This window comes from Olleya sp. NP1-10 (assembly GCF_055804415.1).
In genome coordinates this window covers 2,150,783-2,166,035 of sequence record NZ_CM147840.1, presented here as the reverse complement: position 1 = coordinate 2,166,035, position 15,253 = coordinate 2,150,783, and the positions used below count along the sequence as shown (strand labels likewise).

Below are 15,253 nucleotides of genomic sequence, written 5' to 3'. Positions count from 1 at the left end.
TACATGGCAACTACAGTAAATATATTTTGGTTTAGACGCGATTTAAGATTGGATGATAATGTTGGTTTTGTTAATGCTTTAAAATCAGACCTTCCTGTGCTCCCTATTTTTATTTTTGATAAAAATATTTTGGAGCAATTACCTGAGGATGATGCTAGAGTCAATTTTATTTTTGATACTCTACAATCTATGCGTAATACATTGCAAAGCGAACATAATAGTAGTTTGGCTATTTACTATGATACGCCTGAAAAAGCTTTTAAAACCATAATAGAACAGTATACCATAGACACTGTTCACACCAATCATGACTATGAGCCTTATGCTACAAAAAGAGACAAAAACATAAAACAATTATTAGATAAAAATGACATTAGCTTTAAAACGTATAAAGATCAAGTCATTTTTGAAAAGGATGAAGTCGTAAAAAAAGACGGAAAACCTTACGTTGTTTACACTCCTTATATGCGACTATGGAAAGAGACTTTTAAATCTCATGATTTAACTATTTATTACACCAATAGCTATTTAGATAATTTGATTGAGCATACAAGACTACCAAATGTGACGTTAAGCGACATTGGTTTTAAAAGCGCATCACAAAATATTGAGGATTACGACGTAACACCAACGCTAATACAGGAATATGAAGACAAACGTAATTTTCCTGCTAAAGATGCAACGTCTAAACTAGGACCTCATTTACGTTTTGGAACTGTAAGTGTACGTAAAATGGTCAAAAAAGCTATTGCTGAAGACAATGAAATTTTCTGGCAAGAATTAATCTGGAGAGAATTTTTTATGCAAATACTTTGGCATTTTCCAGACACTCATAAAGATGCTTTTAAAGCTAAATACGATAGAATCGAATGGCGAAATAATGAAACCGAATTTAAAGCTTGGTGTAAAGGTGAAACAGGCTACCCTTTAGTTGATGCTGGTATGCGACAACTTAACCAAACCGGATTTATGCACAATCGCGTACGTATGTTAGTTGGAAGTTTTTTATGTAAACATCTATTAATTGATTGGCGTTGGGGAGAAGCTTATTTTGCCGAAAAACTTCATGATTACGATATGTCCAGTAATGTTGGAAATTGGCAATGGGTTGCAGGATCTGGTGTGGATGCGTCTCCTTATTTCAGAATATTTAATCCTACAACACAAATCGACAAATTTGACAAGCAACATGAATACATAAAACAATGGGTTCCCGATTATCAAGAATTAACTTACCCAAAACCTATAGTTGATCATAAAGAAGCTAGAGAACGCTGCTTAAAGGTTTATAAGGAAGCTGTTGCTTAAAATATTAAAGAGGAAATAAAATTCCTCTTTTTTATTTCCTATATTTAATATCAAACAAGATATTAAACCTAAATTTTATGAATCAAAATCTTAAAAATGAAGTTATAGAACAACTAGAAAAAGATATTTGTTTTGGATTTGAAAATGAAAAAGATCTAATTGAAAATATTAGTGATATGTTTTACGATGAAGAAGATTTGGACTTAAAGTGGTTAACAACACAAGTTAAAACAAGATTAAATAACCATTACACACACAGTTTAAATTGGGACAGACCTAGTGATTTTGATAGACTTGTTAAAGCTTTTGACCAACTCAACACAGCCAATATTGTGTCTTTACACAAGGCAGGTTACACTAAACAAGATGGTAGAAATGATTGTCACGAAATTATCAATGAACTAAAATCCTTTGGCATTACCTCAAAAGGATATTGTTTTTATCATACGCAAGATTTAGAAACAGCAATAAGTAATCTTAAGACTTTACATATTGCTTTTGATAGTTATAATCAGGATGATGAACTGGCTCAAGAAGTCGCTAAAAACATTATTGAAGTTTTAAAAAATAATGGTTTTAAAACAAAATGGAATGGTAGCTTAGAAACCAGAATAGCCATTTTAGACATTAATTGGCAAAAAACAATTGATAATATAGATTATAATTATACACGTATTTTTGATATCTTGAAAGCTAATACTGAAAAATCAGTAATTAAAAAAAGCACCAAAAAGCCTTTTTGGAGAATATGGTAATAAAAAGAAGCAATACTTGAAAGCAAAACAAACCTATCTTAAAGGTAAATCTGTATTTATTGTATCATTAATAGTTATTACTATTACAGCTCTTACAGTATATATAACTGGTATTAATTATAACAGATCTGTAACTTCAAACCTATATTTATCATTATCAATTATTGGCATAGTATTAATATTATTTATGACATATGGTCTTTATGTTGGCGTCAAATTAAAAGACAATTATCCAAAAATTAAAACGTTTAAGTCTGGAGATTATATACCTTCAGCAGGTTCGTTTCCAGATATACAAGCACCAACTATTGATACCGAAGATGTTATTATTGGTATCGTCATATCTTTTTTATTCTGGATAGTAACTTCAGTTTTACTTTTTCTGTTTTTAATTTTAATAGAAGCTATATTTTGGTTTTCTATTTTTATCCTTTTAGCAATGCTTTATTGGGTGTTTTTTAGAGCATTAAAATTAGTGTTTTTTAAATCTAAAGTTACCAAAAATAACTTAGGTCTATCTTTAATGTACGCTACCACTTACACTACGCTATACTTATCTTGGATATTTTTAATTGCTTACTTTTCTCAAAACTTTTGATTAACCTTAATATTAATTATATGTTAACCTTTATTAAAACTTAGTTTCGGTTTTTAGAATTCTGTACATTTAATCTAGTTTAATTTTTGACACAAAAAACAAATACAATGAGTAGTTTAAAAAATAAAAAAGCAATAATCACAGGTGGTGGTAAAGGGTTAGGTAAAGCAACAGCTATTGCATTTGCCAAAGAAGGTATTGACGTAGCCATTACTGGACGTACAGAAAGCACACTAAAAGAGACCGTTACTGAGTTAGAAACATATGGAGTAAAAGCCACATATTCAATTTTTGATGTTGGTAATTATGACGAAGTTAAAACTGGTATTGCTAAAATTATTGAAACTTTTGGGACAGTAGATATTTTAGTTAATAATGCAGGTATTGCTGCTTTTGGAACTTTTAATGATATGGAAGTTAGCCAGTGGACAAAAATTATACAAACTAACCTTTTAGGTATGTATTATGTTACTAAAGAAGTATTGCCTGTTTTAATTAATAAAAATGAAGGTGATATAATTAACGTCTCATCAACTGCAGGATTAAACGGAAACGCTAGTACATCTGCCTATTCTGCTTCAAAATTTGCAGTTATTGGTATGTCAGAATCTTTAATGAAAGAGGTCCGTAAAAACAATATTAGAGTATGCACATTAACGCCAAGTACAATAGCATCAGACATGTCTATAGATCTTGGTATTGCTAATAAAGACTCAGAAGACAGTGTCTTACAGCCTGAAGATTTTGCAGAATTAGTTGTTGCTGGATTAAAATTACCTAGACGAGCTATGCTAAAAAGTGCAGCTTTATGGTCTACTAATCCGTAATCTAAAATATAGTCTAAATCAAAGCATCCATTAAGTTTTAATGGATGCTTTTTTGTTTAACACCAGAATAATACCAAGTTAACACTTTGTAAATCAAAATTTTACTATATTTAGTAAAACAAACAACTAAATAGTATGAACACACAAGAAGTTGCTCAAAAATGGGCTAATATGTGCAGAGAAGGTAAAAACTTAGACTGCGTTACAGAACTTTACGCTGACAATGTAGTTAGCAGAGAAATGCCTGGAATGCCAGGAGAAATTATTTCTGGAAAAGAAAATGTTTGGAATAAAAGTAAACAATGGTATGAGAACGTTGAAAACCTTCATTCAAGTGAGATTGGAGAACCAATAGTTGCTGGAAACTTTTTTACTGCAAAAATGAGCTTTGATTGCACCTTTAAAGAAGGTGGAAGACAACAAATGGAAGAGGTTTGTGTATATGAAGTAAAAGACGGTAAAATTGCTAGCGAGCAGTATTTTTATAACATGGGTCAATAATCCTAAGTATAAAAAAAGCTTCAGTATTGCTGAAGCTTTTTTTATCTTTTATCTAAATTTAGTTTCCGTCAATACGTTCAATTTTAGCTCCAATAGCTTGTAAACGTTCTACAATTTTTTGATAACCTCTATCAATTTGCTCGATGTTGTGTATTGTAGAAGTACCTTTTGCAGATAATGCAGCAATTAATAACGATATACCTGCTCTAATATCTGGAGATACCATTGTTGTTGCCTTTAATTGTGATTTAAAATCATGTCCCATTACTGTGGCTCTATGTGGATCGCAAAGTATAATTTTTGCTCCCATGTCAATTAATTTATCTACAAAAAACAAGCGACTTTCAAACATTTTTTGATGCACTAAAACCTCACCTTTTGCTTGTGTAGCTACAACTAAAACAATACTTAATAAGTCAGGAGTAAATCCTGGCCAAGGTGCATCTGCAATAGTTAAAATAGAACCATCAATATAATTTTGTATTTGGTAACCCTCTTTATGAGCAGGAATGTAAATATCATCTCCTTTACGCTCAACAGTAATACCTAACTTTCTAAATACATCTGGTATTTGTCCTAAATCGTCCCAACTTACATTTTTAATTGTAAGTTCTGATTTTGTCATAGCTGCTAAACCTATCCAACTTCCAATTTCAATCATATCTGGCAGCATAGTATGCTCTGTTCCTCCTAAACTATCCACACCTTTAATGGTTAGTAAATTAGATCCAACACCAGAAATTTTTGCTCCCATTCTATTCAGCATCTTACATAGTTGCTGTAAATAAGGCTCACAAGCTGCATTGTATATAGTTGTTGTACCTTCTGCTAATACAGCAGCCATTACAATATTTGCTGTTCCTGTTACAGAAGCTTCATCTAAAAGCATATCTGTACCAATTAATTTATCGGCTTCTACACCATAAAAATAATCTTCACGATTATATCTAAACTTTGCTCCTAAATTAATAAACCCTTCAAAGTGAGTATCTAAACGACGACGTCCAATTTTATCTCCTCCTGGTTTTGGAATGTACCCTTTACCAAAACGTGCTAATAAAGGTCCGACAATCATAATAGATCCTCTTAAAGAACTTCCTTCTTTTTTAAACTGAGCAGATTCTAAATATTCTAAATTTAAATCGTCCGCTTGAAAAGAGTATGTACTTTCTGATAATTTTTCAACCTTAACACCTAAGTTACTTAAAAGTGATATTAACTTATTAATATCAATAATATCAGGTATGTTATTTATGGTTACTTTTTCTGGAGTTAATAAAACTGCACATAATATTTGTAACGATTCATTTTTGGCACCTTGAGGTTGTATATTTCCTTTTAGTTGGTGACCACCTTCAATTTTAAATGTTCCCATAAATGTGATTAGTATCTTTTTCGGTTTCGGTTTTGATTATTATTTTTTTGTGACCTCCTTTTTTATTATTGTTATTGGAGTATTTTTTTCCGCTTGATGCTTTCATTAATCTAGAAGAATCAGTCAAATCTTCTTCAGAGTTTTTAAGATTAATTTCTCCGTTTGAAAGCTCAAATAAATGGTCAAAAATCACTTTATCCTCAACAGTGTCTTTGTTCCAATTTAAAAAGCACTTTTTCATGTGATTGGCAATGGTATATGTCAAAGCCTCTTTCATTTCACCTTCTTCCCAGGTTTTTGCAACATCAATCATTGTTTTTATGTTATTACCATAAAAACGATATTTAGGAAAATTTTGAGGGTATTTTAAAGGTTGTGGACGTTCAGACAATTCCTCTTTTGAAGGCGCTCCATATGGAGAATCAGCATCTAATTCAAAATTAGACATAATAAATAATTGGTCCCAAAGTTTATGTTGGAAATCTGGTACATCACGCAAATGTGGTTGCATGTTACCCATTACTGCAATTATTGATTTTGCTAATTTATTGCGCTCTTCTTTGGTGTCTTGCGCTTTAGCATGATTAATCATTTTTTGAATATGGCGTCCATATTCAGGAATAATTAAATGTTCACGCTCTGTGTTATACTCTATGTCGTCTATCAAAATAAAAAAGTGTAGAATTTATAAGTGTGCATCGAAGTTTTTATAATGCTTGTGCAAAATACAAAAAAAATTAAAGACTTATCACGCCTTCTACTTTTTCTGTAACTTCTAGATACTTTTCAATAACATGGTCCGGATTTTTCATTCTAACGTTAATGGATACACTGGTGTATTTACCATTACTAGATTCTTTTGTTTTAATAACTGCTCCCATGTTATCAAAAATAGCTTCTACTTCTGCTATTTTCTGTAAATCAGATAGCACTATAAATTTATACAAATACTCATTTGGCCAAAGCGCAGTATCTTGTAATTGTTCTTTTAATTTTGCGTAAAATTCTTCTGGATTTGGTGTCTTATTCATAGCTATTTAATAAGCAACAAATATACCATTTTGTTTAGATTTTTTTTAATGAATTTATTTCGGATTTTTACCAATAAATTTTTTTCAATTGAAAGCAAAAAAGATAGTCATTACAGGAGGCCCAAGTACAGGAAAATCGGCAATTATTAACGAGCTAAACAAACGTGGTTATACATGTTATGAAGAAATCTCGCGTCAAGTAACCCTAGATGCCAGAGAAAAAGGCATTGACCAAATGTTTTTAACCCAACCTTTATTATTTAGCGAGTTGTTACTTAAAGGTCGCGAACAACAATATACTGATGCCCAAAATAGCAATAGTGAGTTTGTATTTTTAGACAGAGGTGTACCTGACGTTGTGGCATACATGGAATATGCGAAAGAAGGCTATCCAGAAAACTTTGTAAAGTCATGTCAAGAAAACACTTATGATTACGTTTTTATTTTGGCACCTTGGCAAGAAATATATAAAAGTGACGCTGTGCGTTACGAAAGTTTTGAACAAGCCAAAATAATACACCAAAACCTATTAGAAACCTATCAAAAATACGATTACAATCTGCAAGATGTACCTTTTGGAAGTATTGAAACCAGAGCGCAACATATTTTAGATGTCGTTAAAGCTTTGTAAATGAAACATCCAATTAACATACTAGAACGTTATTGGAAATTTACAGCCTTTAGACCACTTCAAGAAGATATTATTAATGCTGTTATTGCTAATGAAGACACCTTTGCTTTACTACCAACTGGTGGAGGAAAAAGTGTGTGTTTTCAAGTTCCTGCTTTAGCTAAAGAAGGAATATGTATTGTTATTTCGCCTTTGGTTGCTTTAATGAAAGATCAGGTTAAAGCATTACAAAAAAAGGCATTAAAGCAATTGCTTTAACTAGCGGAATATCCAGTAAAGATATTGACACACTATTAGATAATTGCATCTATGGTAATTATAAGTTTTTGTATTTGTCGCCAGAACGCTTGCAACAAGAATTAGTTCAAGATCGTATAAGACAAATGAATGTCAACCTTATTGCCGTAGATGAAGCCCATTGTATTAGTCAATGGGGAAATGACTTTAGACCTGCTTACAAAAACATAACCGTTTTACGTCAGTTACAACCTACGGTTAATGTTATTGCTTTAACAGCAAGTGCTACTCCAGAAGTTATCGAGGATATTAAAACCGAATTAGATTTTATTAGTCCCAAAGTATTTAAGCAATCGTTTTATAGACCAAATATTGCTTACATGGTTTTTGAAGAAGAAGACAAATATTTTAGACTTGAAGCCATATTAAATAAAAATAAGCAACCGTCCATAATTTATGTAAGAAACAGACGCTTGTCTCTTGAAATTGCTCAATATTTAGAACAAAAAAACATAACAAGTACCTATTATCATGGTGGCCTAAATAACATACTTAAAGACCAACATTTAAACGACTGGCTTTTAGGTAAAAAACAAGTTATGGTTGCCACAAATGCTTTTGGAATGGGTATTGATAAGTCTGATGTTAAAACCGTTATACACATAAACCTTCCTGATAGTATTGAAAGCTATTTTCAAGAAGCTGGACGTGCTGGTCGTGATGAGACTAAGGCTTATGCTGTTATACTAAAAAACAAAAATGATGATAATGCATTAAACAAACAGTTTTTAAATGTATTACCAACTGTGGACTTCACTAAATTGGTATACCGTAAATTATGTAGTTATTTTCAAATCTCATATGGTGAAGGTACCTATCAAACCTTTGATTTTAATTTTAATGACTTTTGTAAAACCTATAAGTTTAACACTGTAACGACTTACAACACATTAAACATACTTAATAATACAAGTATTATAACTTTAAGCAAACAGTTTAATAAACGTATTGATGTACAATTTACAGTGTCAAGCAATACGCTATTTAGGTATTTAGAAACACATAAAAGTTTTGAAATTATTACAAAATCTATTTTAAGAACCTATGGTGGTATTTTTGAACATAGCACCAAAATAAATAGTAGCCTAATTGCCGAAAAAGCTAACGTGCCAGAACAAAAACTAATTTCGGTTTTGACACAGTTAGAAAAAGACCAAATTATAACCTTAAATATTAATAAAACTGATGCTCAAATCACTTTTATTGAACCTCGTGAAGACGAAAAAACAATAAACCGTGTTGCTACCATTATTAAACAACAAAACTTACTAAAACAAAAACAAGTGAAAGCTGTTTTAGATTACGTTAATAATGACCAAATTTGCAAAAGCATTCAATTATTAACCTATTTTGGTGAAAAAGACGTTGACAAATGCGGAATTTGTAGTGTTTGTATTTCCGCGAAAGCGAAACCAAAAACAGATATTAAAACGGTAAAACATGGTATAATTACCAATTTAGAATTTGGTGCAAAAACCTCAAAAGCTTTATTTACAGCTTTACCTTTTACAGAAGCACAAATTAATGCTACAATAAAAATATTGTTGGAAGACAACACTATTGAAATTACAAAAACTAATAGTTACAAATTAAAACATTTATGAAAAAGGACTTAAAAATTGTTTTTATGGGAACACCAGATTTTGCGGTGACCACATTAAAAACCATTTTAGAACATAACTATAATGTCGTTGGTGTTATAACTGCACCAGATAGACCTGCTGGACGAGGACGTAAACTAAACGAATCTGCTGTAAAGGTATTTGCTAAATCAAAAGGTCTAACTATTTTACAACCTACAAATCTTAAAAGTGAAGCTTTTTTAGAACAATTAAAAGCTTTAAAGGCCGACTTACAAATTATTGTAGCCTTTAGAATGTTACCAAAAGTTGTTTGGGCAATGCCAAAACATGGAACATTTAATCTTCACGCCTCTTTATTACCTAATTATCGTGGTGCTGCACCAATTAATTGGGCTATTATTAATGGGGAAACAAAAACAGGCGTATCTACTTTTTTTATTGATGAAAAAATTGATACTGGTGAAATGATTTTACAAAAAGAATTAGATATTCAACCAGATGAAAACGCAGGAAGCCTTCATGACAAATTAATGCATATTGGTAGTAGTCTTGTGATTGACACTATTAAGTTAATTGAAACTGGAGAGGTTAATACCACTCCACAACCAGAGGATGCCATAAGTAAAACGGCTTACAAACTAAATAAAGACAATTGTAAGATAGATTTTACAGATACTATAGACAATATATATAATAAGATACGTGGATTAAGTCCATATCCTGCAGCTTGGTGTAAATTACACAATAATGAAGACGAATTGGATATTAAAATTTATAAAGCTGAAAAACAATTAGAAGTACATAATTTAAATATTGGGACAATTATAAGTGACAAGTCTACACTTAAGGTCGCTGTAAAAGAGGGTTTTATAAATATTTTAGATGTTAAATTACCAGGAAAACGCAATATGGATATTAAATCACTTTTAAATGGTTACCAATTTGACCAGCAAGCAAAAATGCTGTAAACCCTTATCACCATTGATGTTGCAATAAATTAATAAAAACACACCTTGTTTATTAACAAATGAACAAAGTTATTAACAAATAAGTGCTTTTCCCTTGCTATTACTTGCATAGTAGCATAATCCGTATAAATTTGTAAAGGATTTAACAAAAAAGTGTTTAATCAACTATTTATTAATAATTAAAATTAAAATTATGAACAAAACAGATTTAATCGATGCTATGGCAGAACACGCAGGAATTACTAAAGCTGCTGCAAAGAAAGCTTTAGAATGTGCGTTAATCGAAATTGAAGGATCTTTACAAAAAGGTAATAGAGTTTCATTAGTAGGATTTGGTTCTTGGTCAGTATCTAAAAGAGCTGCTAGAGACGGAAGAAATCCTCAGACTGGAAAAACTATCAAAATAAAAGCTAAAAACGTAGTTAAGTTCAAAGCTGGTTCTGATTTAGCAAACGCTGTAAACTAAACCTTTGCTCAAAATATTTTCAAAAAGCCTTCAATATGAAGGCTTTTTTTATTTGATATAATTAATAATAATTGGTTTTTAACCAAAAAAATACTACATTTAAATAACCTAATCCTTTTACAATGACTACAACCAAACCAAAAAAGGGTGACTTATTAATTGCTGAACCTTCAATTATTGGAGATATATCATTTAATAGATCAATAGTACTTCTAACAGATTATAACAAAGAAGGTGCTATTGGTTTTATTTTAAATAAGCCTTTAAATTACTCGATAAGCGACTTGATACCACAAATAGATGCGTCTTTTGATGTCTATAATGGTGGACCTGTTGAACAAGACAATCTTTATTTTATACACAAACGTCCTGACCTAATACCAAATAGTGTGGAAATATCTTTAGGTATATTTTGGGGAGGCGACTTTAATATTGTTGCGGATCTGATTGCAAATAATCAAATTACAGCAAATGACATTAAATTCTTTTTAGGATATTCTGGTTGGGATAGTAACCAACTTGAAACCGAATTAAAATCTAATGCATGGGTCGTTACCAAAAACACCTACAAAAAGGATATCATTGAAAAAAGCTACGAAACCTTTTGGAAAGAAAAGATGATTGAACTTGGTGAAGACTATTCTATTTGGTCTAATGCTCCTGAAAACCCAAGCTATAACTAACCTAGTCTAACTTTTACATTTAATTTTTGTAGTAGCATTTTTGCAACTTCGTTTGTAAAGACTTTTTTACGGTATTTAGTAATTGGCTGTATCCCTTTAATAACATTAGTTGTAAATAGCTCGTCTGCTTTTTGAAGTTCAAAAGGAGATATAGATGCTTCTTCTAAAGTATATTCTGGTATTAGTTTAATAATTTCTAACAATTGTTGTCTTAAAATTCCTTTTAAACAACCATCAGATAATGGCGGTGTTTTTATGGTTTTTCCTTTGACTAAAAATAGGTTTCCATTTAAAGCCTCTACAACACTTTTATTAGTGTTTATTAACAAACAGTTGTCTAGTCTGTTTTCTTTTGCATAGATACTCCCTATTACATTAATAGCCTTATTACTAGACTTTAATGTAGATAACAAACTTGGTGACAAATAATGATCTTTATATAAATCGACTTCGTATTTATTATCATTTAACAAGTAAAAATCCTCATCTAAAGCCTTAACATCTATAATATAGTTTACACCATCAGATTTTGGTAAGTATAAACCACCTTCTACTCTATCTATTTGAATTTTAACTCTTGCAGATTTACTAAGCAAATCATTAGCTTCAAGCGTGTTTTTAATCTGTTCTTCAAAAAACTCCATTGTAAAACTCATTGGTATTTTCATACGTAAAATACGCATCGAAGCCATTAGTCTAAAATAATGATCTTCAAAAAACAACAACTTACCATGCACAGCTTTAATGGTTTCAAAAAGTCCGTCACCATAAGAGTAACCACGATTTGTGTTAGATATTACTATGTTATTATCTTGAAGTGTTCCGTTAAAATTTATCATAAAAAAAGTCCCATTTTTCAATGGGACAAATATACTTTAATTGAATGTATTTTTATGCAGAACCTATAACTTGTTTTAAGTCTGAAATTTGATTAGTCCAAAGCATTTTAGCTTCTTCTACCTCATCTTCCTCTGCAAAATCAGTAACTATTATTGAAACATCTTTAGTTATTTCATCCACCTGAATTTTTATTTCAAAGAAATATGGATCGTCTTCATCTACCAACCATTTAAATTTAATGCGCTCTCCAGATTTTTTAGTAATTAATTTAGCCTGCTCTTCAGCACCATCCCAAATAAATTTGAATAATTCTCCTCGAGAGTTTACATTATCTGCAAACCATTCAGATAATCCAGAAGGTGTTGATATATATTGGTATAGTAATGATGGAGAAGCATGTACTACAAATTCCATCTCGTACTTTATTTTATCTTCCATTTAATTGTATTCTTGTCTATTATTATTTGTCCAATATATACATTAATTAATAAGTTTAGAAAAAAATTGAAATAAAAATTTTTATTTGAAATTTTATTTGCCACATTCAATAATCTTTATATATTTGCACTCTCAAAATTATGGCGAGGTAGCTCAGTTGGTTAGAGCGTCGGATTCATAACCCGGAGGTCACGAGTTCAAATCTCGTTCTCGCTACAAAATTTACACATTAAAAATCAACGGTTTAGTCTTCTAGACCGTTTTTTTTATGCTTAATTTTAAATTCTTTTGCATACGATTGTGAATACGTTTTGATTGTAAATCAGAATACTTAATTCTTATAGTATTAAAAAAGACATCTTTCAGTTTTTTAAAAAACTATAAATCAAGTCATAATGCTTTATTTTGACAAATAATTAGCTTTGATCTAAATAAAAACTACAAATACAAGTTTTTGTTACCTATATTTGTAGCATAATGAATTACATCGCTACAAACATAAAACACCTAAGAGGTCTCAAAAATCTATCTCAACAAGATTTAGCAGAAATACTTAACGTGTCAAGATCCCGAATTGGGTCGTATGAAGAAAAAAGATCTGCTCCAACTATTGAGTTTTTAATTTCTTTATCAAAACATTTCAAAATAACTATAGACTTACTATTAAAGTACGATCTGTCAAAAAGTAATGCAACAACCTTTATTCAGTTAAATGAACAACGCATACTGTTTCCTATTACAGTAGATGATGCAAATGATGATTTAATTGAAATCGTTCCTGTAAAAGCCTCTGCTGGATATTTAGCAGGCTATGATGATCCAGAATATATTGAGCAATTACAAAAAATAAAACTTCCGTTTTTACCAACCGGAAAACATCGTGCATTTCCTATCAAAGGAGACTCTATGTTACCCATGAAAGACGGATCGTTTGTTATTGGTCGTTTTATAGAAGATAGAAACGAGATTAAAAGTGGTCGTACTTACGTATTAGTAACCATTAATGATGGTATGGTTTATAAACGCGTCCAAAATAACATTGACAAAAACCAGACTTTAACATTAATATCTGACAATAAAAACTATCAAGAATACAACATTTCAATTAGCGAAGTACTTGAAATATGGGAGTTTACTTGCAGTATAAACACACAAGAGTACAGTCAAGAAGAATTAAAAATAAGTAGCATACTTAACATGTTTAATCAGTTAGGTATTGAGTTAAAAGCATTAGAAAAAAGTATAAAATGATGTATACTATTATTGATGTAGAAACTAGTGGTCCAACTAATAAGATTACTGAAATTTCAGTATTTAAATACGATGGAAATAAAATTGTAGATGAATTTACTTCTTTGGTAAATCCAGAGGTTTTCATACCTGTTTACATCACAACACTAACAGGTATTGACAATGGTACTGTAGCCAATGCACCTACATTTAAAGAGATTGCAGAAGATGTTTTAGCAATAACATCTGATACCATTTTTGTAGCTCATAACGTCAATTTTGATTATAATGTAATTAGAAACGAGTTTAAAGAACTAGACATAGATTTTAATCGAAAAAAATTATGTACTGTAAGATTATCACGAAAATTGTTACCAGGACACAAATCTTATAGCTTAGGTAAACTTTGTAATGATTTAGAGATACATATTGCTGATAGACACAGAGCTCGTGGAGATGCAGAAGCAACAGTTATTTTATTTGAACAATTACTTAATCAAAAAGATGCTGAAACCGTCTTTAATGATTTTTTAAAAAAATCTTCAAAAGAAGCGACATTACCATCTAACTTACCGACATCTGTTTTTAATAATTTGCCCAATAAAGCTGGTATATATTACTTCAAAAATAAAAAAGGAAAAATTATTTATATTGGTAAAGCTAAAGACATCAAAAAACGTGTTTTAAGCCACTTTTACAGTAAAGCACAAAAGTCTTTAGACTTATGTCGAAACACGTCTGATATTGACTTTGAACTTTCAGGAACAGAGCTTATTGCCTTATTAATGGAAGATGCTGCTATAAAACAACATTATCCAGAATTTAATATAGTTTCTAAACGTGTACCTAAAGCATTCTCAATTTTTAGTTATGAAGATAGACAAGGTATAAAACACTTAGCATATAACACCTTTAAAGCAACACCTAACCCAATTGAAACCTTTTCTAACATAGCAGAATGTAGATTATACTTAGAAAAACTTTGTAATGATTTTGAATTGTGCCCCAAGTTTTGTCACTTACAAGATGGCGTTACACAATGCTCGCATTATAAGATAAAAACTTGTAAAGGGATTTGTGACACTAATGAAACTGTAGAAGCCTATAACCTTAGAGTAAACTCTGCAATAGAATTTACAATTAATTCAAAAAAAGATATGGTTATCAAACAACAAGGTAGACATGTAAATGAAGAAGCTTTTATACTTATTAAAGATAGCACATATCAAGGTTATGGGTTTATTGATAAAACAGAGCAAATTAATAATCAAGTGGAATTAGAACATTATTTAATTCCGCAGAAAGACAATTTAGATATCCAGAAAATTTTAAGAAAAACGATACAAGCTAATTGATCGTTGTTGGTTTTGTTTTAATTCTAAAGCAACGCTCTTCTCCTAAATACAATGGGTTACCGTGTTTTTCTGACCAAAAACCTTCTAATATGTCATTGGTAACACATTTGTAAACTACAACACCTTTGTAAATGAGATTATCTTCTCCCTTATAATTAAAATTAATAACTAAGATGTTATGTTTAAAAAAACCAGTTCCAAACTGCTCTTGATTATTATTAATTAGCCATTTAGCTTTAATTCTGTTATTTTCATCCAACTGTAAATCTAAAACACCTTCATAAGTCAATCCTTCTCTATCTTGGTTTGTTCCTGATATTTGAAAGACTCCTGGTAAATTCTCTATTGTCATTTTTAATAAATCATT

General features: G+C 30.6%; 17 protein-coding genes, 1 tRNA gene and 2 pseudogenes. 14 read left to right on the top strand and 6 right to left on the bottom strand.

What is annotated here, in order from left to right; translation table 11 throughout:
- Positions 1 to 3: 3 nt before the first annotated feature.
- The 5 genes from AC0L4B_RS10050 (at position 4) to AC0L4B_RS10030 (ending at position 3,989) form a co-directional block, all read left to right on the top strand.
- Positions 4 to 1,308 (top strand): cryptochrome/photolyase family protein, encoded by a 1,305-nt coding sequence (locus AC0L4B_RS10050; protein WP_473436782.1) that lies wholly within the window; start codon positions 4 to 6, stop codon positions 1,306 to 1,308.
- A 77-nt stretch (positions 1,309 to 1,385) separates the two neighbouring features.
- Complete coding sequence (locus tag AC0L4B_RS10045) at positions 1,386 to 2,063, top strand: DUF6891 domain-containing protein (protein ID WP_473436781.1); 678 nt, start codon at positions 1,386 to 1,388, stop codon at positions 2,061 to 2,063.
- Between the two features lie 16 nt (positions 2,064 to 2,079).
- Entirely contained in the window at positions 2,080 to 2,661 is a 582-nt protein-coding gene (locus tag AC0L4B_RS10040; RefSeq protein ID WP_473436780.1) for a hypothetical protein, read from the top strand.
- A gap of 107 nt (positions 2,662 to 2,768) precedes the next feature.
- Positions 2,769 to 3,488: a 3-ketoacyl-ACP reductase gene (locus AC0L4B_RS10035; protein WP_028291352.1), complete on the top strand. Its 720-nt coding sequence runs from the start codon at positions 2,769 to 2,771 to the stop codon at positions 3,486 to 3,488.
- Between the two features lie 135 nt (positions 3,489 to 3,623).
- Positions 3,624 to 3,989: a SnoaL-like domain-containing protein gene (locus AC0L4B_RS10030; protein ID WP_473436779.1), complete on the top strand. Its 366-nt coding sequence runs from the start codon at positions 3,624 to 3,626 to the stop codon at positions 3,987 to 3,989.
- 58 nt (positions 3,990 to 4,047) lie between these two features.
- Here the strand turns inward: AC0L4B_RS10030 and murA are convergent, their stop codons facing one another.
- The 3 genes and pseudogenes from murA to AC0L4B_RS10015 form a co-directional block, all read right to left on the bottom strand.
- A complete protein-coding gene (gene murA / locus AC0L4B_RS10025) occupies positions 4,048 to 5,364 on the bottom strand; it encodes a UDP-N-acetylglucosamine 1-carboxyvinyltransferase (protein ID WP_473436778.1) in 1,317 nt (438 codons plus the stop codon).
- 8 nt (positions 5,365 to 5,372) lie between these two features.
- Positions 5,373 to 6,031, bottom strand: a pseudogene (locus AC0L4B_RS10020) (DUF4290 domain-containing protein).
- Positions 6,032 to 6,101: 70 nt separating this feature from the next.
- Entirely contained in the window at positions 6,102 to 6,395 is a 294-nt protein-coding gene (locus tag AC0L4B_RS10015; RefSeq protein WP_028291348.1) for a DUF493 family protein, read from the bottom strand.
- 88 nt (positions 6,396 to 6,483) lie between these two features.
- On the opposite strand from AC0L4B_RS10015, the gene AC0L4B_RS10010 reads away from it, so the two are divergent.
- The 6 genes and pseudogenes from AC0L4B_RS10010 (at position 6,484) to AC0L4B_RS09985 (ending at position 11,023) form a co-directional block, all read left to right on the top strand.
- Positions 6,484 to 7,026: an AAA family ATPase gene (locus AC0L4B_RS10010; RefSeq protein ID WP_473436777.1), complete on the top strand. Its 543-nt coding sequence runs from the start codon at positions 6,484 to 6,486 to the stop codon at positions 7,024 to 7,026.
- A pseudogene (locus tag AC0L4B_RS10005) lies at positions 7,027 to 8,012 on the top strand (RecQ family ATP-dependent DNA helicase); the annotation flags it as partial.
- A gap of 57 nt (positions 8,013 to 8,069) precedes the next feature.
- Positions 8,070 to 8,927: a RecQ family zinc-binding domain-containing protein gene (locus tag AC0L4B_RS10000; RefSeq protein WP_473439427.1), complete on the top strand. Its 858-nt coding sequence runs from the start codon at positions 8,070 to 8,072 to the stop codon at positions 8,925 to 8,927.
- Entirely contained in the window at positions 8,924 to 9,874 is a 951-nt protein-coding gene (fmt, locus tag AC0L4B_RS09995; protein ID WP_473436776.1) for a methionyl-tRNA formyltransferase, read from the top strand. The genes AC0L4B_RS10000 and fmt overlap by 4 nt, the downstream gene beginning before the upstream one ends.
- Before the next feature lie 193 nt (positions 9,875 to 10,067).
- Entirely contained in the window at positions 10,068 to 10,340 is a 273-nt protein-coding gene (locus AC0L4B_RS09990) for an HU family DNA-binding protein (RefSeq protein WP_028281811.1), read from the top strand.
- Between the two features lie 122 nt (positions 10,341 to 10,462).
- Positions 10,463 to 11,023 (top strand): YqgE/AlgH family protein, encoded by a 561-nt coding sequence (locus AC0L4B_RS09985; protein WP_116824451.1) that lies wholly within the window; start codon positions 10,463 to 10,465, stop codon positions 11,021 to 11,023.
- Here AC0L4B_RS09985 and AC0L4B_RS09980 read toward each other — a convergent pair.
- Both AC0L4B_RS09980 and AC0L4B_RS09975 read right to left on the bottom strand, forming a co-directional pair.
- On the bottom strand, positions 11,020 to 11,862 hold the full coding sequence (locus tag AC0L4B_RS09980) for an aminotransferase class IV (RefSeq protein WP_473436775.1): 843 nt from the start codon (positions 11,860 to 11,862) through the stop codon (positions 11,020 to 11,022). The genes AC0L4B_RS09985 and AC0L4B_RS09980 overlap by 4 nt on opposite strands.
- 52 nt (positions 11,863 to 11,914) lie before the next feature.
- A complete protein-coding gene (locus AC0L4B_RS09975; protein WP_473436774.1) occupies positions 11,915 to 12,301 on the bottom strand; it encodes an START-like domain-containing protein in 387 nt (128 codons plus the stop codon).
- A gap of 142 nt (positions 12,302 to 12,443) precedes the next feature.
- On the opposite strand from AC0L4B_RS09975, the gene AC0L4B_RS09970 reads away from it, so the two are divergent.
- The 3 genes from AC0L4B_RS09970 to AC0L4B_RS09960 all read left to right on the top strand — a co-directional run bounded on the left by AC0L4B_RS09970 (position 12,444) and on the right by AC0L4B_RS09960 (position 14,886).
- Positions 12,444 to 12,517, top strand: a tRNA-Met gene (locus AC0L4B_RS09970).
- A gap of 261 nt (positions 12,518 to 12,778) precedes the next feature.
- Positions 12,779 to 13,552 (top strand): XRE family transcriptional regulator, encoded by a 774-nt coding sequence (locus tag AC0L4B_RS09965; protein WP_473436773.1) that lies wholly within the window; start codon positions 12,779 to 12,781, stop codon positions 13,550 to 13,552.
- The gene (locus tag AC0L4B_RS09960) at positions 13,549 to 14,886 is read left to right on the top strand and encodes an exonuclease domain-containing protein (protein WP_473436772.1); all 1,338 of its coding nucleotides are present in this window, start codon (positions 13,549 to 13,551) and stop codon (positions 14,884 to 14,886) included. Before AC0L4B_RS09965 ends, AC0L4B_RS09960 begins: the two co-directional genes overlap by 4 nt.
- Here AC0L4B_RS09960 and AC0L4B_RS09955 read toward each other — a convergent pair.
- Entirely contained in the window at positions 14,879 to 15,238 is a 360-nt protein-coding gene (locus AC0L4B_RS09955; RefSeq protein WP_473436771.1) for a hypothetical protein, read from the bottom strand. The two genes, AC0L4B_RS09960 and AC0L4B_RS09955, sit on opposite strands and share 8 nt — an antisense overlap.
- Between the last annotated feature and the right edge of the window lie 15 nt (positions 15,239 to 15,253).